Origin of the sequence: Litoribacter ruber (genome assembly GCF_018500185.1) — a bacterium.
Lineage (GTDB): Bacteria > Bacteroidota > Bacteroidia > Cytophagales > Cyclobacteriaceae > Litoribacter > Litoribacter ruber.
Window position 1 is genome coordinate 109,928 of sequence record NZ_JAHBGI010000004.1, and the last position, 19,050, is coordinate 128,977.

Here is a 19,050-nt window from a genome sequence, read left to right on the forward strand (position 1 = left end):
GGATTTGAAATGAAAAAACTACAGGTCAAAATGGCCTGTAGTTTTTTATTTGATCAAAAAAGCTGATGGCGCTTTGTGGGTTCAGTATCAAGATGAAGAAAATGCCAAAAATAGCGCCGAACAAATGTGCATCGTGGTTGATACCGTCTTTATCCTGCATGCCTTTCACCACCGAATAGATCAGAAAGAGTACACCCAAAATAAAACCTGGAAGACAGATCAATCCAAATAGACAAATGTCAGCCAGCGGCATAAGCATGATGCTGGCAAAAACAGCTGCCGAAACTCCTCCAGAGGCTCCCAAGGCATGGTAGCGAGGATTTCCTTTTTGCTTCAAGTAAGTAGGGATATCCGAAATGATGATCGCTGCCAGATAAAAGATCACATAAGCCACCGTGCCTATCACCCCATTGAAGTAATATTCCAGAAACTGCTCGACAATTCTTCCGAAAAAGAAGAAGGTGAACATGTTGAATAGAAGGTGGGTCAGGTCTTTGTGGATAAAGCCGCTCAAGGCAAACCGGTCCCATTGATGATATTCTTTGATCAAATAAGGCGTAAACATCCATCGGTTTATCAAACCTGGATTTTTAAAGCCTTGAAATGAAGTGAGGGCGGTAAGGGCGATTATTACTAATGTAGCCGAAATCTCCATTTAACTTTCTCTATTTATCAAATCTTCCGTTAAAACCTTTAGAGTTTTTAAAGCTTGTGGATTGTTGACTTTCAGTTTTTTCAATTGGTAAAAACCCATTTCAAAATAACTGGTCATTTTGTTCTCCGTCAGGGTATTTATACCGTTTTTGGTAAAAATGGAAGTTACGGCTTTGACTTTTTGCTCATTGGATTCAGTGGAGGAAACTTCCAGCCATTTGTTAAGCTCTACGAGTTGCTCGTCTGAAGCTGACTCTTTAGCTTTGATAAGTAGGAATGTCTTTTTGTTGGCGATGATGTCTCCTCCTACCTGTTTGCCAAATTTGGCCTTGTCTGCATAGACATCCAACAGGTCGTCCTTGAGTTGGAATCCAATACCCACATTGACCCCAAAGTCATACAAGGCTTGGGCATCCTCCTCACCAGCGCCGGCCAAAGTCGCCCCCATTTGAAGGGAGAAGCCGAGCAAAACGGCCGTTTTCAGGCGGATCATGCTGATGTATTCCTCCTCATTGACGTGATCCCGGGTTTCAAAATTCATGTCCATTTGCTGTCCTTCACAGACTTCAGCTGCAGTTTTGTTGAAAAGCCTTAAAACCTTGGAAAGAAGAGCCGGGTCAATTTCCAGAAGCATGTCATAAGCTTTGACCAGCATCACATCCCCTGAAAGGATGGCTGTATTGGCGTTCCACTTTTCATGCACGGTAGGATTACCTCGCCGCAAGGGCGCTTCATCCATGATATCGTCATGCATCAAGGTGAAATTGTGGAAAACCTCAATCGCCGATGCTGGGTTGAGGATGCTTTGATAGTCATCCTTGTAAAGGCTGTAAGCCAGTAGGGCAAGCAGTGGACGGATTCTCTTTCCGCCCAACTGCATGATGTAATCTATAGGTTGATAAAGTTCGGTCGGCTCTTGGCCATACTTGAGGCTGGTAAGGTGTCCTTCCAGTTCCTTCAACAGTTCCGGAACATTTATCTCTTTACTTTCAGTCATTATCTGCAAATTCCAAATCTATGGTCCTTCGGTCGATGTCGGTGGCAACCACCTGCACATGCACCTTGTCACCAAGGGTTATCATTTTCTTGTTTTTGGCACCGATCACGCGCATGTTTTTCTCATCAAACTCATAGTAATCATCGTCCATGGTCTGAAGACGAACCATGCCTTCGCATTTGGTTTCGGTAATCTCCACAAAAATACCCCATTCTGTCACACCGGAAACGATTCCTTCGTAAACTTTTTCCTCGGCAAGGGCCATGTATTCCACTTGCTTGTATTTGATGGAAGCCCTTTCAGCGTCAGAGGCCCTCTTTTCGCGATCCGATGAATGAACACACTTGTCTTCCCACGTCTCAGCATCAGGTGATTTGCTGCCATCCAGATAATGCTGCAATAACCGGTGCACCATCATGTCAGGATATCTTCTGATAGGGGAGGTAAAGTGGGTATAATGTTTGAAAGCCAACCCAAAGTGGCCTTTCGGCTCAGTGGTATATTTGGCCTTAGCCATACTTCTGATAGCCAGTTGTTCCAAGACATTCTGCTCCGGTTTTCCCTGGATTTCATCCATGAGCTTGTTGAGAGAGTAGGAGATATTTCCTTGCTTTTCCAGGTCCACCTCATGGCCAAATCTTTTGGCAAAGTTGGAAAATGTGACCAGCCTTTCTGAGTCTGGGTAGTCATGGGTCCGGTACACAAAGGTGTCCTTGCCCTTGTTCTTATTATAAATGAATTCCGCCACGGTCCGGTTGGCCAGAAGCATAAATTCCTCAATCATTTTGTGAATATCCTTCCTTTCTTTGACCATCAGGCCGAGAGGGGTGCCTTTCTCATCAAGTTTGAATTTGACCTCAACGGTTTCGAAATTGATGGCGCCTTTTTGGAATCTCGTTTTACGTATTTTTTTGGCCAAATCATTCAGGTGGGTGAGCTCCTGGAAATAGTCACCGGATTGGTTGTCAATATTTTCCTGAGCCTCTTCGTAGGCAAACCTTCGATCTGAATAAATAATTGTCCTTCCTATCCACTGCTTCACCACTTCGGCGTTTTCGTTCATTTCGAAAACACATGAAAAAGTGAGTTTCTCTTCCTCAGGTCTCAATGAGCAAAGCCCGTTACTCAATCTCTCGGGCAACATAGGGATGGTTCTATCGACCAAGTACACAGAGGTAGCCCGGTCGTAGGCCTCTTTTTCTAGTAAGGTGTTAGGCTTTACATAGTGAGTCACATCGGCGATATGGACACCGACTTCCAAGTTGCCGTTTTCAAGTTTTCTGTATGATATGGCATCATCAAAATCCTTGGCATCTGCTGGGTCAATGGTGAAAGTGGTCACGTCGCGGAAGTCCTTTCTTTTGGCAATTTCTTCCTGTGGAACTTCCTCTCTGATTTCTTCCGCTTCCCTTTCTACCTCTTCTGGGTATTCGAAAGGTAAGCCAAATTCAGCCATGATGGAGTGGATTTCCACCTCATGGTCTCCCGCCTCACCGAGTACACGTAACACTTTTCCTGTTGGGTTTTTGTCTTCATCCCGCCATTCGGTGATTTTGACCACCACTTTTTGGTTGTGCTGGGCGTCCATAAGGTCACCCTTTTTGATGAAAATATCGTGGTGCATTTTCTTGAAATCAGCCACCACAAACGCAAACCTTGGCGAGATTTCAATTCTTCCCACAAACTCATCCCTGTTTCTGGAAATGATTTCCAGTACTTTTCCATCCAATCTGCCTGAGCGGTTGGGGTTAGGGTTGATCATGATTCTGACCTTATCCCCATCTAAGGCATTTTTGAGATCGGAATCCTTTACCTGAATGTCTTTGGGGAACTGCTCCCGGTCATCCGGGATGATGAAAGCAAAGCGGGGATTGACATAGTCCACCGTGCCGGTAATGAAATCCGGTTCCTTGGTAGAGGAATAGGCATTTCTCGGGTTTTTGCTCAGGGAGCCGCTTTCGACCAGCTTGTGCAAGGTTGAATCCAGCATCGCTTTTGTCTTGGCATCCCTTAATTCTAATTTTTTTATAAGTTGTTTGGAGGAAAATTCCTCTCCGAAATTTCTGTCTAAAAAGTTCAGAACTGTTTTGGCCAATTGGGCAGAGTCCATTCCTTTTTTACTTTTTGGTGATTGTTTATTTGATTTTCTTCCCATAAAAATTAATTGTTAGTAATAATTAAGCTAAAATAAACTGGTGGTCAGTTCTCAACAGGTGGGGTGTCCAGATTGATGATTTCCATTTCCAGGTCTGAAGGCAGGCCTTGATAGGCCAAATAAACTCTTGCTGTTGCCTCCACATCTTTCAAACAATAGCTTCTGATTATATTTAAACCCTTTTGCTTATAATAAGTTTCATTGACCTTGCTTCCGTCTATTTCATCTTTCGGGCTGGGTATGCCAAAAAGGGCCGTAAGAAGGTCCAGTCTTGTGTAATGTTTGTAATCTCCAAACTTCCAAAGTTCGAGGGTATCCAGGTGGTTGATTTCCCAAGGTTTTTTGCCCGCCATTTGCAACGCGTCTGGCAAGGGGATCTTGTTGATCAGCATCCTTCTACATAGATAGGGAAAGTCAAACTCTTTGCCGTTGTGGGCGCAAAGGGTCCACCTTCTCTTTTCCAGCAGCTCCCTAAATTCCAAAAGTGTCTCGTTTTCAGTGTCAGCTGCAAAGCTTTTGGTGCGGAACTGGAATTTTTCCGTTTCCGGATTATAAACCATGTATCCGACCCCAATGCAGATCACCTGGCCAAACTCTGCGAAGATCGCTCCTTTGTCGGAATAATAAGCCTCAGGACTGATGGAGTCATCTCCATTTCGCCGGTGTTTTAGCATCCATTCCGCCTGAAGTCTTGGGTCAAGTTGTGCAAATTCTTCGGTCGAGGTGGCCGTTTCAATATCCAGAAAAAGTATGTTTTTAAGTTGGTTAAAAAAATCCGCCATAAAGTAAGGTTATGAGTGAAGTACTCCTTGGAGGCCCAGCTCGGGAATGAGTTTGATGTTCTCCTCATTCATGCTGCCTTCCACAAATATAAATTTCTTGTCAAAGATTTGATCCAATATATAATAACTTACCCAGAATTCATTGTTTAATTTGAAAAGGGCGGGATCAATCGGTTCAATTTTGGCAATGCTCTGGGACCCCAACTCCTCGATTAAATGCCTCAAAGTGGAGGTTTTCTTTTCCTCACCGTCAATTAAGCCATACCCTTTTGAGGTGACCATGACTGTTTTCAACTCAATTAGGTTGAGGTTGATGATATACACGCCCCATTCCACTTGGCCGTTGTTTTCTTCTTTGGCAATAGCAAGTTTTACCCCCGTTACTGGGTGGAAATCTATGTCTTTTTTCATTAATAAGCTTAAATATTTGTCAACTCTTCGGCAGAAATAGTTACCGCCTCTTCTATGCCAAAAAGTTCAATTATGTGTTTTTTTACAGTTTCTTTCACCTCTTTTTCATCCATTTTTTTTCCAAGCTCCAGATGTAAGGAGGTGACGGCCTTGTCGGCTATTCCACATGGGACTATGTTGCCAAAATAAGCCACATCTGCATTTACGTTGAAGGCAAAGCCGTGCATGGTCACCCAGCGGCTGGATTTGACGCCCATGGCACATATTTTTCTTGGATTTTGCTGCTTGATGTGATCTAGCCATACCCCGGTCAAGCCATCAATCCTGCCTGCCTCTATGCCATAATCCTTCAGTGTGAGGATAATGGCCTCCTCCAACAGGCGAAGGTATTTGTGGATGTCGGTGAAAAAGTTTTCCAAATCAAGCAAGGGATAGCCGACCAGCTGGCCAGGACCATGATAGGTGATGTCCCCGCCACGGTTGATTTTATAAAACTTGGCCTCTTTTTCATTTAGGCCTTGTTCGTCCAGCAACAAATGGGAGGGATCACCGCTTTTTCCTAGTGTGTACACATGAGGATGCTCCACAAATAATAGGTAGTTATCGGTAGGTTGCTGTTCATCGGGAGTTGCTTTCCGATTGGCAATTTTTGCCTCCACGGTTTTGGCAAACACCTTTTCCTGCAAGTCCCAAGTTTCCTGATAATCTTTTAGCCCTAAATCGACAAACTTTACCTTTTTATTTATAACTTGATTCACAGTTGCTTCTTTGGATTTTGATTAGCTTCTACTGGCTTATTTTTTCAAAATTACACAAATAATTTTTCACATGGCACAGCATCTTCAAAAAGGGTTTGAGGCCGAAAGGCTCGCTGGCGATTGGCTTATTTCAAAAGGGTATTGCCTTATCGCCTCCAATTTTCGGTATCGCCACGCCGAAATTGATCTTATTTTGACCCATAATGGCATTTTGGTTTTTGTAGAGGTCAAATTCCGCAGTGGGCTCAATTTTGGTCACCCGGAAGAATTCGTAGATTATCGCAAAAAGCAGCTGATCATCCGTGCTGCCGATCATTTTATCCATCTCAAAGACTGGCATTGGGATATCCGGTTTGACATCGTGTCGGTATCAAAAGATCCGGATGGGAATTTTACGTATTATCATTTTGAGGATGCTTTCTATTGATTAACCGTAGATCTCCAGCAGTTTTTTGACAATCCTTTGGGCTGCTTTGCCGTCCCAAAGCGGAGGCGTATCGCCGTGTTTCCAGTTTCCAGACTTCATCTTTTCCAAAAATGGTGGAAGCTTGGCAGGGTCTGTCCCTACCAGTTCATTGGTGCCCAACTCTACTGTTTCGGGTCTTTCGGTGTTATCCCTGAGCGTAATGCACGGTACTTTTAGGATGGTGGTTTCTTCGGTAATCCCTCCGGAGTCGGTAATCACCCCCAATGCATTTTTGACCAAGAAATTAAACTTAAGATAGGAGAGCGGTTCCACGGTGACCAGGTTTTCATAGTTTATTCCCAATTGATCTAGTATTTGCGCCGTCCGGGGATGGACAGGAAACACCACGGGGAATGGGCTGCAGCCATTGACAATGGTGTCCATCATAAGTTTTAGCTTTTCTTCCTCGTCCACATTTGCAGGGCGGTGAAGGGTGAGCACGATGTATTTATGGGGTTTCAGTTCTTTTCCTTCATGCAGGATATTTGGATCTTGCAATCTTTCCAAGTTAGCTAAAAGGGTGTCAATCATCGTATTGCCCACAAAATGTATCCTGTCCGCACTTATTCCTGAAGCTTGGAGATTTTGATTGGCCAGCTCGCTGGTGGTGAAGAAATGGTCAGAAATACTGTCGGTGACGATACGGTTGATTTCCTCAGGCATGCTCATATCCCCAGAGCGGATACCGCCTTCCACATGCACTACAGGGATGTTGAGTTTTTTGGCAGTGATGGAGCAGGCCATGGTGGAGGTGACGTCGCCTACGACCAATACTACAGATGTTGGGTTGGCCAGCAGTTCCTTTTCAAAGCCTACCATGATCGAGGCAGTTTGCTCAGCCTGTGTGCCTCCTCCGGCTCCTAGGTTAGAGTCCGGCATTGGGATGCCCAATTCTTCAAAAAAATCGCCAGACATCTTCCGGTCATAATGCTGACCTGTATGGACCAGACGGAATTGGATCTTGTCGGAATACTCAGTATTAATAGCCTTGATGATGGGGGCTATTTTCATAAAATTCGGCCTTGCCCCAGCCACGATTGTAATCTTCATGCGGCAAAGGTAAAAATTACATCAATTAAGCCTGTTAGATAATTCCACAAAGTTGTTGTCGCTTATGAATGCTGGGATGATGCTTTTGAAAAATCTATGCAAGGTGAGGGTATCCTGGTTTTTCAAAATCTCCTCCAGCTCCTCGATTTTTTCTGAAACATCAAATGTGGTTTCCAATAAGGGCTGCAGCCTAGTCAGGTTTGGAACGTGAGTTCTTTTGACCTTTTCTGCTTTGGCATCAAAAAGAGGGTTAGCCTCCATTGGCTGCAGGTGCTTGTTATAATGGACTTTTAGCTCAGAAGAAATTCTTCCTTCATACAATTGGACGGTCTTTTTGACCAACTCGACCAATTTAATCGGGCTGGTCTTTTCCATGGCATATACCTCACCCCCTTTGCCAATTTGACTGGCAGTGAGAATGAATTTGCAGGTTTGGGAAATGGTGAAATACTGGTGGCTAGTGTCAGGGTGATGAATATTGACCGCTTGGCCGCCTCTGACTTCGGCTTTGATTTTTTGAAGGCTATGGTCGTTTACGCCCAATACCTCACCGTGTCTGATGGTCAAAAACTGCGTTTTTGGACCAAAGCTCGGCAGGTCGTTTTTGTATTTGACATACATTTCGGCCAACTTCTTTGAAGCCCCAATGATTTCTGTTGAATTTACTGCTTGGTGGGAGGAAATTAGGATAAATTTCTCTACATCATGCTCCAGAGATAATTCAGAAAGACTTTTGGTGGTCAAAACATTTGCCCTTACGGCTTCCTCTGAGTATACCTCCATCATGGACGGCTCGTGGTATAGGGCTGTATGGTAAACAAGTTCAGGTTTATGGGCTTCAAATAATGCCCTCATTCTGCCTTTGTTTCGGATATCCACCACGGCTGTGGTTACATGGCTTTTTAGCTTCAACTGTTTTACTCTAAAACTCAAATCGGCAATTGCTGCCTCCGACCTGTCCACGATGATGATGTGAGCCGGATTTTGGTAGATGAGCTGGCGGCAAAGTTCCGTGCCTAGCTTGCTGCCGGCTGTGGTGATCATGACGGTCTTGTTGGAAAAGAAGTGTTTTTTGCTGCTAGATGTATTTTCTACTACAGCCTCTTGACCTAGGTAATCTTCAATTGAAGTTTTTTTTAGCACATACTCCCCGTCGTTGATGTCCCACTCATCGGAAGGGGTCAACATGCTCGGTTGCACACCGTTTTGAAGGCAGGCATTGATGTAGTTTCTCTTTTCTTCAATGCTCAATCCCTCTTCACTGATGAAGATTTCGGTGATTTTATGTCTGGCAATTACTTTATGCAATTCGGAAAGGTTTTCATAAACCGGTGCTCCCAATATTTTTCTTCCAGATTCGGTGAAGTTTTCGGAAACATAGGCCTGAATGAAGTGAAGTGGGAAGCCTGCATTTTTCAAAACCCTTCTAGACATGGCTTGAGAGGCGTGGCTGGCAATGATAAGAATGTTTTTTTGCACCTGATGGGTTTGGGACAGATAATCTATCCCTTGTCTAAGCGCCATTCTGGTAAAGGTAAGGCCAAATAGAGAAAGTCCCATGCTGATAGAAATTGCTTTGCTGCTTGGCAGAAGATATAATCCGAAAATATAGCGGTCCGTCAAGGTGAAAATAGCAATAATTACCGTACTTAGGATCAGTGTCCTGAGGATAGAAAGGACTTCTTGCACCAGGTTGTCTTCGGCGGCAAGGTGGTGGTTTTTCAACATATAACAGGAAAATGTGGCAATAGCAGCAAATAAAACGCTGCCCTGCAAAAAGCCAGAAGATACTAAAATGCTGAAATTTAAACTCGAGATGATGAAATAGCTAAGAATACTTGCGTGGAAAAAAACAAGGAAATCCAAAGCGAGAACCATCCATCCTGGAAGTAAGTTATGTGAAGATTTAGTCACGGTTAAGTTGGGCAAAGTTGGCAATTTATTTCGAGTTTTAGGCGGAATTACCTCCTAGCAATGCTTCAAAATGACAATAATCCTATCATTAATATCAAATATGATAAATTATCTATTAATCAAAAGAATATTTTACAATAATAATTCATTTTTGGCTGTTAAAAAAGCCTAATAATGTTGTGGTTTTCAGGTGTTTGAGCTGTCTTGGTTTGAACAGCAGGAAAAGAGGGTTGGCAATTGGTTAATTGCATTTGATCCTTTTAATAGTCACATTATATTTTTTTTAAACTTTTTGGAGTAATGGGTGAAGGTTGCTAAACACTTGGCAACCATCATGTTTTCGTCATAATTGTAATGCATTTCTTGTTATTTAAAAACGGATAAGTTATATTTAAAAAGACGCAATTGTACTCCTGCAGTTTTTTTGGCGTTGTATAATTTTTAGCGATGACTTTTTAGGGTGAAATAGGATGCTACCTATTTTATGTAAATGCAAGGAAATTATTTATTTAATATAATGTGGAGTTGAATGAAAGAAGCTATTAAAAATGTGGTTAATGATTTATTGAAGCCCTTGGGATTTTCCCTTGAAAAAATTGAAAACAACCGCAAAACTGTCGATTTAAGAACAGAAGTAAAGAATCCATTAGAGGGGTATTACTGGACTTGTGGGGCTCCTTTTGTGATGAATGTGAAAATCAAAAGGTGTTTTTCTATTGAGTTTCCCGGTTCTGCAGAGTACAATCCGTTCGTAGAGACGTTGAAGAAATACGGTGAGGGCCAATGTGCCGATTATGTTGGTTCTCCAATGGAGGATTTTTATGAGAAGTGGCAGCCGGGAAAGGCCGACGGCTTTTATAAAAACGGCAAAGAGCTGGCCCCGCCCTGGGATCAGGGTTACAAAAGCAGTAAAAATCTATCGGATGCCCGGCTTAAGCGCAATGACTTTGTTAAGGCCCAATCGGAGCTGGGGGAAGTAGGTGAAATAAAAGGGCACCTAAAAAAAGGTCCGGTTTCGCTGGGTTTTGGAAAAATCACTTTCCAGAGATTCATAAAAATATACAATTCCATCAGGCATAACGGCTACCAACCTGAAAAACTTGGAAGTGGGCATATCAATGGAAGGCTTTATGTTCGTGATGGTAAAGATTATCGGGTTGCCATCAGTGCCGGCAAACATAGAGTGGCCGTGTTGCAGGCCTTAGGTTATTCTAAAATCCCAGTAAAGCTGTCAACTGTGATCATAAAAAGGGAAGATGTGGATTTCTGGCCAAATGTACGAAATGGCAATTACTCAAAAGAGGATGCTCTGGCATACTTTGACAGGATATTTGACAATGAACATCCTTCATTGTGGAGACCTGAGGCGGTTTTAAATAAGGAAGTGGTGAAAATGGCGTAAGGATTAAGTGTCTTTTCTGTAAACTATATTCCCTTCTTTGTCCCACTCAGCTTTGATATAAGGCGTGAAATTCTTCGTATAAGGAGCTTCTTGATACTGGATTTCACGTTTTTTTATGGTCTTGTCTTTACCACTCATGTGCCAGTATTCAGTCCAAATTCCCACCTTTTCGCCGTACTGGTATTCTCCTGTGACCGCTACTTGGCCGTCTTCATAGAAATGAAAGAAATTGCCCTCTTTCAGCTCATATTCAATAGGGGTGACTTTTTCTATTTTTCTATCGGTTCTATTATAATAGGTAACGCGACTTGCTTTTGGCCAGCCTTCTGCAAAATGAGCCTTATCCAATAGGATATTCTTGTTGTCATATTTCATCCATCGGCCATGCTTGGTGCCAAAGTAAAACATACCTGATTCCACTACAATGTCACCGTTTTTCTTTTCATAGGGGCCATGGAGGAGATAACCTCTGCTAGAGTCAAAGTTTTTGGTGCGGATGACATTGTCCTTTTTGTCAATCCAGTAAATGTCCCGAATATATGGATCTACCTTACGGGTTTCATAGCTGTAGTGGAAGAATTCATGAATGGTCTGGTTGCGAAATGTCTGCTTGGTGTAAGACTTCTTTGTCTTTACATTAAAGTATACATTCTTTTTCTTTTTCTTCTTTTTTTTCTTGTCTTCCTTTTGCCGCTCGTCGGCTTCATTGAACAAAAGGGTAGGGGCAGAGGTAGGCAGCAGCCTGTTGCTGACAATCCCAGAGGAATCGGACTCAGATTCCTGGGCGAAAAGCGCATTTAAAGGCGCTATCAGAATCATAAAAACAAAAATCTTCCTCATCAATGAAACAACGGATGGAATGCTGGTTTATTTTTTGTAAAAAAGCCAAAGGGTTTCTATTTCTACAAAGGCTTAGATTATCCAAGCATAATACTTAATTTTGGCAAATTATAAAAAATACCTCATTTATGAACTCGATTTTATCAGACCGCATCAACAATATGGAAGAATCGGCCACATTAGCCATGGCCAAAAAAGCAAGAGAACTTAAGTCTCAAGGCGTTGACATCATCAGCCTGAGTTTGGGTGAGCCGGATTTCAAAACCCCGGAACACATTCAGCAGGCCGCTAAAGATGCCATTGACGAGGGGAAATGGTTTGCCTACCCTCCGGTAGCAGGCTACTCTGACTTAAGAGAAGCTATTGCCAAAAAGCTTAGGGACAAAAACCATATTGCTGAAGCAAAAGCTGAAAACATAGTTTTGAGCACCGGGGCAAAACACTCCATTGCCAATATTTTTATGTGTTTGTTGAATGAGGGAGACGAGGTGGTCATATTCAGCCCTTATTGGGTGAGTTATGCCGAAATCATCAAGCTGGCCGGAGGGGTACCGGTGTTGATTGAAGGAAACCTTGAAAACAACTTCAAGGCCACGGCCCAGCAGCTTGAAGATGCGATGACCGATAAAACCAAAGCCGTGATCTATTCCTCACCATGTAATCCAACTGGTTCGGTGTTTAGCAAGGAAGAGCTTCAGGCTATTGCAGAGGTGGTGAAGAAAAGAGATAATGTAGTGGTGATAGCCGATGAGATTTATGAATTGATCAACTTTTCTGGTGCACACGCCAGCATTGGCAGCTTTGAAGGAATGTTTGAAAGAACCATTACAGTAAATGGTTTTTCTAAGGGCTATGCCATGACAGGTTGGAGAGTTGGGTATATCTGTGCCCCGCTGGAGATTGCCAAGGCCTGTGAGAAAATGCAGGGTCAATTCACTTCCGGTGGAAATACCATTGCCCAAAGAGCGGCATTGGCTGCTATAAATGGCGATCATGCTCCATCTGAGAAAATGGCCGAGGCTTATTTTAAAAGAAGAGAGCTTGTGCTAGGCTACTTGAAGGAAATCCCAGGAATTGAAACACACATACCAGAGGGTGCGTTTTACTTTTTTCCAAAAGTAACCTCTTTCTTCGGAAAATCTGCCGGCAAGCATACCGTAAATAATGCGGACGACCTTTGTATCTATCTGCTGGAGGAAGCTAATGTGTCTCTTGTAACAGGAGCGGCATTTGGCGCTCCACAGTGCGTGAGGTTATCCTATGCGGCATCCGAAGATGAGCTGAAGGAGGCCCTTAAAAGAATCAAGGAAGCCCTAGCGAAATTAAAATAAGCATCCGACCACCATGGCTCAAATTCTCGTAATCACTCCGGTAAAAGATGCGCTTGAAAACACACTCCAGACAGCCAAGGCCATATCAGCCTCCTCGCTGGAGTTGGAGCACGTGATCTATAATGATTTCAGCTCACAGGAAACAAGGCGGGCACTGGAGGAAAATTCCGGGGATTTGGGCTACAGGTTGGTCAATTTGGAGGATGTGGTAGACACACCTTCACCTAATTATAAGGTAGTGTTGCAAATGGCCCAAAAAGAGGCCTTGAAGAGAGGTTTGCCCCTTGTTGTGGTGGAATCTGACGTGGAGGTGAAGCAGCATACTCTCAAGCAGATGCTTGATTTCAGCAAGCTGCACAAAAATTCAGGCTTGATTGGCGCAATTACCGTTAATTTCGATGGGGAAGTGAATTTTCCTTATTTGAAATTCAAAGATGTGAAAGAGCCTGTGGTGAAGACCACAAGAAGCCTCAGTTTCTGCTGTACGCTTTTTACGCCTGAATTCATGGGTAAATATGATTTCAAGAATCTGGATAATTCCAAAGACTGGTATGATACTTTTATGTCCTATAAGTCGGTGGAATTGGGATTTGATAATTTTATTCTCATGGAAACTCCCGTCCTTCATAAGCCACATGGCAGCCGTCCCTGGAAAATGCTCAAATACTCCAACCCCATCAAATATTACTGGAAGAAGTTCTGGGGCGGGAAGGATAAAATCTAGTTACAGATAAAATCTATCAATTTTGAAGTTTAGCGATAAAGTAAAGCTATATGTGTTGTTTTATAAAAAGAACACAGAACTGGTCCTGGATGATCTTTATGAGCCCTTGATGTGTGGGAATTACAGATTCGAAAATGGCAGCGCCGGGATGATCGGAGATGATACAGGTGACCATATTTCAGAGAAGAATGCTTATTTCAGCGAGTTGACTGGAATCTATTGGATGTGGAAAAACACGCACCTTGAAGTGGTTGGGGCCTGTCATTACAGGAGATTTTATACGCTGACGGAAAAATACTCATCCAACCCATTGCTGAATTTGGCAAAGTTTATTTCTGGCAAGTTCAGGTTCAAAAAAGGATTGATTTATAGCAATGATCACACGTATTGGGAGGACAAGCTTTTGAATGAGCAGCAGCTCTCGGAGATCCTTGCGGATTACGATGGAGTGCTTCCCAGGGCCAGGGTGTTTTCCAGAACCACTGATAGGCAATACAGCCGTCACCACAATCCAAATGACTTGCTGGTAGTTGAGCAGATCCTAAACGACAAATGTCCCGAATACCTGCCCGCCTATGAGGTTTTGAAGAACAGAAACACCCTGCATGCGAATAACATGTTCATCCTCAAGCAGCCTTACTATGATGAGTTTATGGCGTGGTGGTTTGAAATGATGTTTGAATTTGAGAAAAGAGTAAACCTCAAAGATTATAAAGGATATCAAGAAAGAATTTTAGGGTTTATCGCCGAGAGGTTATTGAACATCTGGTTCATTAAAAAAGATCTAAAGATTAAAGAGCTCAATGTAGTTTACTTCAAAAAATTCAAATTCGAGTGAAATAAAATCCGGCCTTTTTTGCTGGATTTTTTTTTTACATCATCTCAAAAGTAATTCTTTCAGATTTTTCTCACTAGTCTTTGTGTATTCTGTAAAAATAAGAATATTCCAATAAAAAATTAATTTTTATGATTTGGGTGTCTTCTTAGGTTTAGGCAAATTACCCTTGAGGGTTAAATTGCGACTTAAAGCGTTTAAGGATGGAAAATGTGATTATTTAAAAGGAATGGCCTGTTTTTTAGATGGAATAAGGTCCTTGAAAATCAGTGGGATACTAAATTTGTGTAGACGGTTGTTATAATGCAATCCATCTTCATATAATCAAAAAATGTACGGTGTAATTTTTTTGCTAAAATATCAAAAAATACCGTGATCACGGTATTGTTTCGTACTGCAGCTGTTTTGTACCTTTGTAATGGGTGATTAAGCAACTTTTTTCGCTTTTGATTTTTTAATTAATGAGTTTGATCTGGATGATATCGTGAGAATCATTTTTTCTGTCACCAGGTCTTGTTTGTTTGGTTTATTTTAAATTAAGATCCGGGCGTTTGTCCGGATTTTTTTTTGTTCAAGCCTGCCCTTTTGGAGGAGTTTTTGAATACAAGTAAGACAGGACGGATAGGGGAAGTAAATTTAACCGAGTATGTTGTCGTTAGTTTGTTCAGTGCTATTGATTTTTGCCGTATATCTATTGGGCGCCCTTTCATTTTTTCCTAGGGAAAGCTACGATAGGCTTAAGTTTAAATTCAAATCTGCTTCAGAAGGCCGGGATATCTATAGATCTTTTTTTTCAAGGATTTATTTGATTTCATCTCTCATAGCAATGCTCCTCACGGCCACTGTGGTGTACTTTTTCATATCCTAAACATACCTGGATTGTTTGTCGTTGTAATGCCGAAACTAGCAGGATAGCGGTTTTTTGCGGATAGAGACTTTATGAGATCATTTTTAGTAATATTCATCCTTATGATACTTGGGGTATCGACCGATTTAAAGGCTCAAATGGCCGATGACGAGGAAAATACTTTTTACCAGACATTTCCTGATCATATCATGGGAAGGCTGTACCTGAGCAGGAAATACACTTCCTTGTGGCTTAGGGACAATGTGGAGGGGCAATCCTACCTCTTTGCCCCCAACTCCACCCTAAATCATGGTCTCGGGGCTACCTACAAATGGGCTACCCTTAATTTAGCATATGGTTTTGAAGCGTTAAACCCGGATAGGGGAAGAGGGGATACCCAATATTTGGATCTTCAGGCTCATGCTTATCCCAAAAACTTTGTGTTGGATTTTTTTGGCCAGTTTTATAGGGGGTTTCACCTTTCGGAAAAAGAACGTGGGGCACCACCCGATGAGCGATATTATAATGATCCAAACCTGCGATTGACCAAGGTTGGGATCTTCTGGCAATACCTTTTCAATCCTGATAAATTTTCCTTCAGAGCATCCTTTCTCAACAATGAATGGCAGAAAAGGTCGGCAGGCAGCCTTATGGCTGGTTTTGAGATGTATGGTGGCCGGGTGATGGCTGATAGCTTATTGTTGCCGGAAACGCTTATATTGAATCCCGAAAGAAACTTCAGAACACTCAGGTTTTTCGAATTTGGTCCCAACGTGGGGTATGCCTATACCTTGGTGATCAAAAAGCATTGGTTCATCACCGGTGCTGCCTCGGCAAATTTGGGCTTTGGCTACTCCCAACAGGAAAGCCATCCCGATCGCAACACCCAATGGGGAATCAACCCGAATTTGTTCCTCAGAGGCTTTGCCGGGTACAATTCCGAAAAATGGTCCATTAACGCTAACTATGTTCACAACCGGGTGCGGCTGATCGATAATCAGGACTTTTCTCAGGCAGTAATGACGGGAAATTACCGACTGAATTTCGTTTACCGGTTTCTGCCCGGTCCCCAGCTCAAGAAGCACCTGGATGTCCTCGATTTTATGGATTAATATCATAAAAAATAAGTTGCTGTAACCGAGTGGGAAAGCCTTTTTAGGCGAAAAAATGTAAGTTTTTTTAGCGGTGTTGCTTGGATAAAATCAAACAACCTGTTATGTTTGCATCACGTTAAACAAACGGGTTAGCGAAAAGAAATAAATTCCTCCTTAGCTCAGTCGGTTAGAGCATCTGACTGTTAATCAGAGGGTCCTTGGTTCGAGCCCAAGAGGAGGAGCTTAATGGTCAGCTACTTACGATGAAAATTCGTGAGTGGCTTTTTTTATTTGCACAAAATTTGCACTCTAGATTTAGCTTAGGAGCTTTTTAGTCTTAGTAAAATGGTTTTCATCCACCTTTTGACCACTACCATAAAATAGGGGTTCCCAGCCCAGGAAGTGAGGTCTATTGTTTTCACCTTATACCCTTCATCATGCAGGGTTGATTTTAGGTGCAGCTTTTCCCCTATGGTCATGGAGTATGCGGCCGCTGTCTGCTCTGCGGCAATTTCTGCAGGAATGCCCAATGCCAGGTGTAAAAAAAGGGAGGCGGGTTTAACGGTCTATGTTTAAATTAGGGAGCAATCTGTTTTCACCCTTTCAACGCCTTGGACCATCCAGCGGTAACCATGTCGCCCATGCCCGTAATGCTGGCCGTTTTGCCTGCGTTGTAGATGCTGTTTACCTGCTGTGACATATCCTTTACCGGTGCCTGTTTGTTGTCAAATACGCCTGCATTCATTGCGCCATCAATTGCGCCCTGCAAAGGATTCAAAACATTGTGCAATGATTGGTTGAAATTCTGTCTGTTCTGCTGGCCTATCTGGTAGAGGTTGCCCAATGCGCCCTGCTTTTGATTGAGCAGCCTGGAACGCCACAAGTCGGCTGACTGTGCCAGATTGGAGAATGCCCCGCTGCTTGCCTGGTTGTTCTGTCCCATCATGGCTATACGTGCCTCGTCCGTCATACCCATGGTTGCAGACTGTGACTGTATAGCACGGTTGTTCTGCTGCTGGTTGTCTTCGATCTGTGTCACGGCTCCCTGCGCCTCTGCGGTATCCATGTAGTTACCTTGTAGCTGCTGACCGAACACGTCTGACAACTGGCGGATTCCCTGCGCTGCATGGTCTTCCTGGCTTTGTCTCCTGCCTTGGTTAAAAAGGTTTGCCACACCGCTAATGATGCCCGGTGCTGCGTTCAATGCTAATCCTAGTAATGGTCCCATCGTCTGTGGTTAAGGTGTTAATACAGGCTGCAACCTGCCGCCCTTTCTACCACAATTTAACCCAAATAGGATTAAAAACCATAGTTTAATTGCTCAAAGGAAGTTACCTAGGAACCCTTATTATTAATTTAAGGGGTTAGGTTTTTTAAGAATGGGTTCCTGAATTGCTTATATTTTTCAAAGTCAATGCTGTTATAGATTGCCTCGGAAATTTCTGCACCAAAATCTGTGTCTGGTCGAATAATGAGGAACGTTGTTAGCGAACTATTGTAATTTATCCAACTATTAAAACCCATTACAACAAACTTGGCCCCGTCAAGGTTAAACCTTGCTTCCACAATATGACCGTTTAAACCTATTGGGCTTTCCTCTGTGTGAATTTCAAAATCAGATGCACTCATTGCGTCAGATATATTTGAAACAGCCTCCTTTAAACCTTCTTCAGTATCAAACCCCTCAAAGGCTGTTTTAAAATGGAAAAGTTGTACGATGATATCCTTAGTGTGCATACCATATGTTGCATCTTCCAATATGAAGGCATTCGATTGGCTCGCATGGTTAATGTGAAGGGGCTTCATTGATGCGGATGGAGTTTTAAAATTTAGCCCTTCTAACTCATTGTCAAACCATTTTATTTGTTCTTTTGAAACAATATTAGTTATAAAGTCTTTTCTGGTTTGCGTTTTCTGGCTTTTAATTGCCATCCAAATTATCAATGCGGCAATAAAAAATATAAAATATCCTGCTTTTTTAAAAAAAACCTTCATAATGAATGGGTTATTGTGAAAAACTAAACTGAAATGATTTGCCTATAATGTTAAGGAAAAGTAACTAAATAACAAAGGAGGCCTTTTGACCTCCTGTAAAACGTTACCTTCCTTAGTCTTGCGTAGCACGAACTATGCTTGATTATAGTAATTGTTGATTTCGTTGAAGAAGTTGTTTTGTGCGGATGGTGGTTCCTCCTGTTTCTTGGTAAGGCCTGCCATCTCCGCCAACACCACAAGGCTTTTCAGTTTGTCATGATGTTTTACCTGAACCTTTCTTGTTGTAACCTGTCTACCCTCCTCGTCCTGGTGTGTTATTTCCTGTACGCTGATTGCGCTGATTGCTGCAGTCTGGTTCTTCGTCAGTTCGTCCAATGGCTTCAACTGCCAATCCCCTTGCATGATGTCTACAACGTTGGCAAAACCAACCCTAGCTAATTCTTGTACAAGTCGCTCTTGGGTAACTCCTGCCTGTTCCAGGAGCGGCGCACTTAGGAACTGGATGTATTTTTGAATTTCATGTTTTTTCAATGTGGAATGGCCGATTTGCCCGGCTGAATTCTCGGAATAACCTGCCTTTATTGCTGATGCTGTGGCGTTCCTTGTTCCGTCTGATAAGTAGGCCTCCACAAACTTGATTTCCTTGTCTGTTAAAGTTATGGTTTCCTCTCCGATTTGAATTGCTTTCTTGTTGCTCATTGCTCGTCTAATTGTTTAGTTGTTGATGCCTGTTTAGAAAAGGCTTGCATTTAATTGAACTTGGTTATAGAATACCCCCTTAAAGGTTAACTGTAA

The 19,050-nt window shown here is 42.6% G+C and carries 19 protein-coding genes and 1 tRNA gene; 7 read left to right on the forward strand and 13 right to left on the reverse strand.

Translation table 11 applies throughout. The annotated features are described in order from the left end of the window. Positions 1 to 25: 25 nt before the first annotated feature. From KIH41_RS07040 to lipB, 6 genes are read right to left on the reverse strand one after another with little or no spacing between them, the layout of a single operon-like run. Positions 26 to 655: a rhomboid family intramembrane serine protease gene (locus KIH41_RS07040; protein WP_214161981.1), complete on the reverse strand. Its 630-nt coding sequence runs from the start codon at positions 653 to 655 to the stop codon at positions 26 to 28. Beyond that, entirely contained in the window at positions 656 to 1,651 is a 996-nt protein-coding gene (locus tag KIH41_RS07045) for a polyprenyl synthetase family protein (RefSeq protein ID WP_214161982.1), read from the reverse strand. Beyond that, entirely contained in the window at positions 1,644 to 3,806 is a 2,163-nt protein-coding gene (gene rnr, locus KIH41_RS07050; protein WP_214161983.1) for a ribonuclease R, read from the reverse strand. The genes KIH41_RS07045 and rnr overlap by 8 nt, the downstream gene beginning before the upstream one ends. A 44-nt stretch (positions 3,807 to 3,850) precedes the next feature. Continuing rightward, a complete protein-coding gene (locus KIH41_RS07055; RefSeq protein WP_213943417.1) occupies positions 3,851 to 4,588 on the reverse strand; it encodes a 3'-5' exonuclease in 738 nt (245 codons plus the stop codon). Between the two features lie 9 nt (positions 4,589 to 4,597). Continuing rightward, the gene (locus tag KIH41_RS07060) at positions 4,598 to 4,999 is read right to left on the reverse strand and encodes a hypothetical protein (RefSeq protein ID WP_214161984.1); all 402 of its coding nucleotides are present in this window, start codon (positions 4,997 to 4,999) and stop codon (positions 4,598 to 4,600) included. 8 nt (positions 5,000 to 5,007) lie between these two features. After that, complete coding sequence (gene lipB, locus KIH41_RS07065; protein WP_213943419.1) at positions 5,008 to 5,757, reverse strand: lipoyl(octanoyl) transferase LipB; 750 nt, start codon at positions 5,755 to 5,757, stop codon at positions 5,008 to 5,010. Between the two features lie 70 nt (positions 5,758 to 5,827). Here lipB and KIH41_RS07070 point away from each other — a divergent pair, with 70 nt between their 5' ends. Further along, entirely contained in the window at positions 5,828 to 6,184 is a 357-nt protein-coding gene (locus KIH41_RS07070) for a YraN family protein (RefSeq protein ID WP_214161985.1), read from the forward strand. Here KIH41_RS07070 and wecB read toward each other — a convergent pair whose 3' ends face one another. Both wecB and KIH41_RS18270 read right to left on the reverse strand, forming a co-directional pair. Beyond that, entirely contained in the window at positions 6,185 to 7,273 is a 1,089-nt protein-coding gene (wecB, locus tag KIH41_RS07075; protein WP_213943421.1) for a non-hydrolyzing UDP-N-acetylglucosamine 2-epimerase, read from the reverse strand. Between the two features lie 21 nt (positions 7,274 to 7,294). Beyond that, the gene (locus KIH41_RS18270; protein ID WP_214161986.1) at positions 7,295 to 9,187 is read right to left on the reverse strand and encodes a polysaccharide biosynthesis protein; all 1,893 of its coding nucleotides are present in this window, start codon (positions 9,185 to 9,187) and stop codon (positions 7,295 to 7,297) included. 529 nt (positions 9,188 to 9,716) lie between these two features. On the opposite strand from KIH41_RS18270, the gene KIH41_RS07085 reads away from it, so the two are divergent. After that, on the forward strand, positions 9,717 to 10,589 hold the full coding sequence (locus KIH41_RS07085) for a hypothetical protein (protein WP_213943423.1): 873 nt from the start codon (positions 9,717 to 9,719) through the stop codon (positions 10,587 to 10,589). Between the two features lie 3 nt (positions 10,590 to 10,592). Here KIH41_RS07085 and KIH41_RS07090 read toward each other — a convergent pair whose 3' ends face one another. Then, entirely contained in the window at positions 10,593 to 11,408 is an 816-nt protein-coding gene (locus KIH41_RS07090) for a toxin-antitoxin system YwqK family antitoxin (RefSeq protein WP_246535240.1), read from the reverse strand. Between the two features lie 149 nt (positions 11,409 to 11,557). Here KIH41_RS07090 and KIH41_RS07095 point away from each other — a divergent pair, with 149 nt between their 5' ends. The 5 genes from KIH41_RS07095 to KIH41_RS07115 all read left to right on the forward strand — a co-directional run bounded on the left by KIH41_RS07095 (position 11,558) and on the right by KIH41_RS07115 (position 16,502). Beyond that, positions 11,558 to 12,760 carry a pyridoxal phosphate-dependent aminotransferase gene (locus KIH41_RS07095; protein ID WP_213943425.1) on the forward strand — a complete coding sequence of 401 codons (1,203 nt, stop codon included), beginning with the start codon at positions 11,558 to 11,560 and terminating at the stop codon, positions 12,758 to 12,760. Positions 12,761 to 12,773: 13 nt separating this feature from the next. Continuing rightward, positions 12,774 to 13,484: a glycosyltransferase gene (locus KIH41_RS07100; RefSeq protein ID WP_214161987.1), complete on the forward strand. Its 711-nt coding sequence runs from the start codon at positions 12,774 to 12,776 to the stop codon at positions 13,482 to 13,484. Between the two features lie 22 nt (positions 13,485 to 13,506). Beyond that, positions 13,507 to 14,322 carry a DUF4422 domain-containing protein gene (locus tag KIH41_RS07105; protein ID WP_213943427.1) on the forward strand — a complete coding sequence of 272 codons (816 nt, stop codon included), beginning with the start codon at positions 13,507 to 13,509 and terminating at the stop codon, positions 14,320 to 14,322. Between the two features lie 936 nt (positions 14,323 to 15,258). After that, entirely contained in the window at positions 15,259 to 16,278 is a 1,020-nt protein-coding gene (locus tag KIH41_RS07110; RefSeq protein WP_214161988.1) for a DUF4421 domain-containing protein, read from the forward strand. A gap of 150 nt (positions 16,279 to 16,428) precedes the next feature. Further along, a tRNA-Asn gene (locus KIH41_RS07115) sits at positions 16,429 to 16,502 on the forward strand. A gap of 78 nt (positions 16,503 to 16,580) precedes the next feature. Here KIH41_RS07115 and KIH41_RS07120 read toward each other — a convergent pair. The 4 genes from KIH41_RS07120 to KIH41_RS07135 all read right to left on the reverse strand — a co-directional run bounded on the left by KIH41_RS07120 (position 16,581) and on the right by KIH41_RS07135 (position 18,954). Continuing rightward, positions 16,581 to 16,790, reverse strand: coding sequence for a hypothetical protein (locus KIH41_RS07120; RefSeq protein WP_214161989.1), 210 nt, complete (start codon positions 16,788 to 16,790; stop codon positions 16,581 to 16,583). A 65-nt stretch (positions 16,791 to 16,855) separates the two neighbouring features. After that, on the reverse strand, positions 16,856 to 17,488 hold the full coding sequence (locus KIH41_RS07125; protein ID WP_214161990.1) for a hypothetical protein: 633 nt from the start codon (positions 17,486 to 17,488) through the stop codon (positions 16,856 to 16,858). Positions 17,489 to 17,616: 128 nt separating this feature from the next. Next, positions 17,617 to 18,255, reverse strand: a complete 639-nt coding sequence (locus KIH41_RS07130) for a hypothetical protein (protein ID WP_214161991.1) — start codon at positions 18,253 to 18,255, stop codon at positions 17,617 to 17,619. Positions 18,256 to 18,387: 132 nt separating this feature from the next. Further along, the gene (locus KIH41_RS07135; RefSeq protein WP_214161992.1) at positions 18,388 to 18,954 is read right to left on the reverse strand and encodes a terminase small subunit; all 567 of its coding nucleotides are present in this window, start codon (positions 18,952 to 18,954) and stop codon (positions 18,388 to 18,390) included. Between the last annotated feature and the right edge of the window lie 96 nt (positions 18,955 to 19,050).

What these genes read in the sequence shown, in the direction of transcription:
- KIH41_RS07100 (WP_214161987.1), top strand. Translation starts at nt 12,774, where the DNA reads ATGGCTCAAATTCTCGTAATCACTCCGGTAAAAGATGCGCTTGAAAAC.
- wecB (WP_213943421.1), bottom strand. Translation starts at nt 7,273, where the DNA reads ATGAAGATTACAATCGTGGCTGGGGCAAGGCCGAATTTTATGAAAATA.
- KIH41_RS07130 (WP_214161991.1), bottom strand. Translation starts at nt 18,255, where the DNA reads ATGAAGGTTTTTTTTAAAAAAGCAGGATATTTTATATTTTTTATTGCC.
- KIH41_RS07110 (WP_214161988.1), top strand. Translation starts at nt 15,259, where the DNA reads ATGAGATCATTTTTAGTAATATTCATCCTTATGATACTTGGGGTATCG.
- KIH41_RS07095 (WP_213943425.1), top strand. Translation starts at nt 11,558, where the DNA reads ATGAACTCGATTTTATCAGACCGCATCAACAATATGGAAGAATCGGCC.
- KIH41_RS07135 (WP_214161992.1), bottom strand. Translation starts at nt 18,954, where the DNA reads ATGAGCAACAAGAAAGCAATTCAAATCGGAGAGGAAACCATAACTTTA.
- KIH41_RS07070 (WP_214161985.1), top strand. Translation starts at nt 5,828, where the DNA reads ATGGCACAGCATCTTCAAAAAGGGTTTGAGGCCGAAAGGCTCGCTGGC.
- KIH41_RS07085 (WP_213943423.1), top strand. Translation starts at nt 9,717, where the DNA reads ATGAAAGAAGCTATTAAAAATGTGGTTAATGATTTATTGAAGCCCTTG.
- KIH41_RS07060 (WP_214161984.1), bottom strand. Translation starts at nt 4,999, where the DNA reads ATGAAAAAAGACATAGATTTCCACCCAGTAACGGGGGTAAAACTTGCT.
- KIH41_RS07040 (WP_214161981.1), bottom strand. Translation starts at nt 655, where the DNA reads ATGGAGATTTCGGCTACATTAGTAATAATCGCCCTTACCGCCCTCACT.
- KIH41_RS07125 (WP_214161990.1), bottom strand. Translation starts at nt 17,488, where the DNA reads ATGGGACCATTACTAGGATTAGCATTGAACGCAGCACCGGGCATCATT.
- KIH41_RS07045 (WP_214161982.1), bottom strand. Translation starts at nt 1,651, where the DNA reads ATGACTGAAAGTAAAGAGATAAATGTTCCGGAACTGTTGAAGGAACTG.
- KIH41_RS07055 (WP_213943417.1), bottom strand. Translation starts at nt 4,588, where the DNA reads ATGGCGGATTTTTTTAACCAACTTAAAAACATACTTTTTCTGGATATT.
- KIH41_RS07090 (WP_246535240.1), bottom strand. Translation starts at nt 11,408, where the DNA reads ATGATTCTGATAGCGCCTTTAAATGCGCTTTTCGCCCAGGAATCTGAG.
- rnr (WP_214161983.1), bottom strand. Translation starts at nt 3,806, where the DNA reads ATGGGAAGAAAATCAAATAAACAATCACCAAAAAGTAAAAAAGGAATG.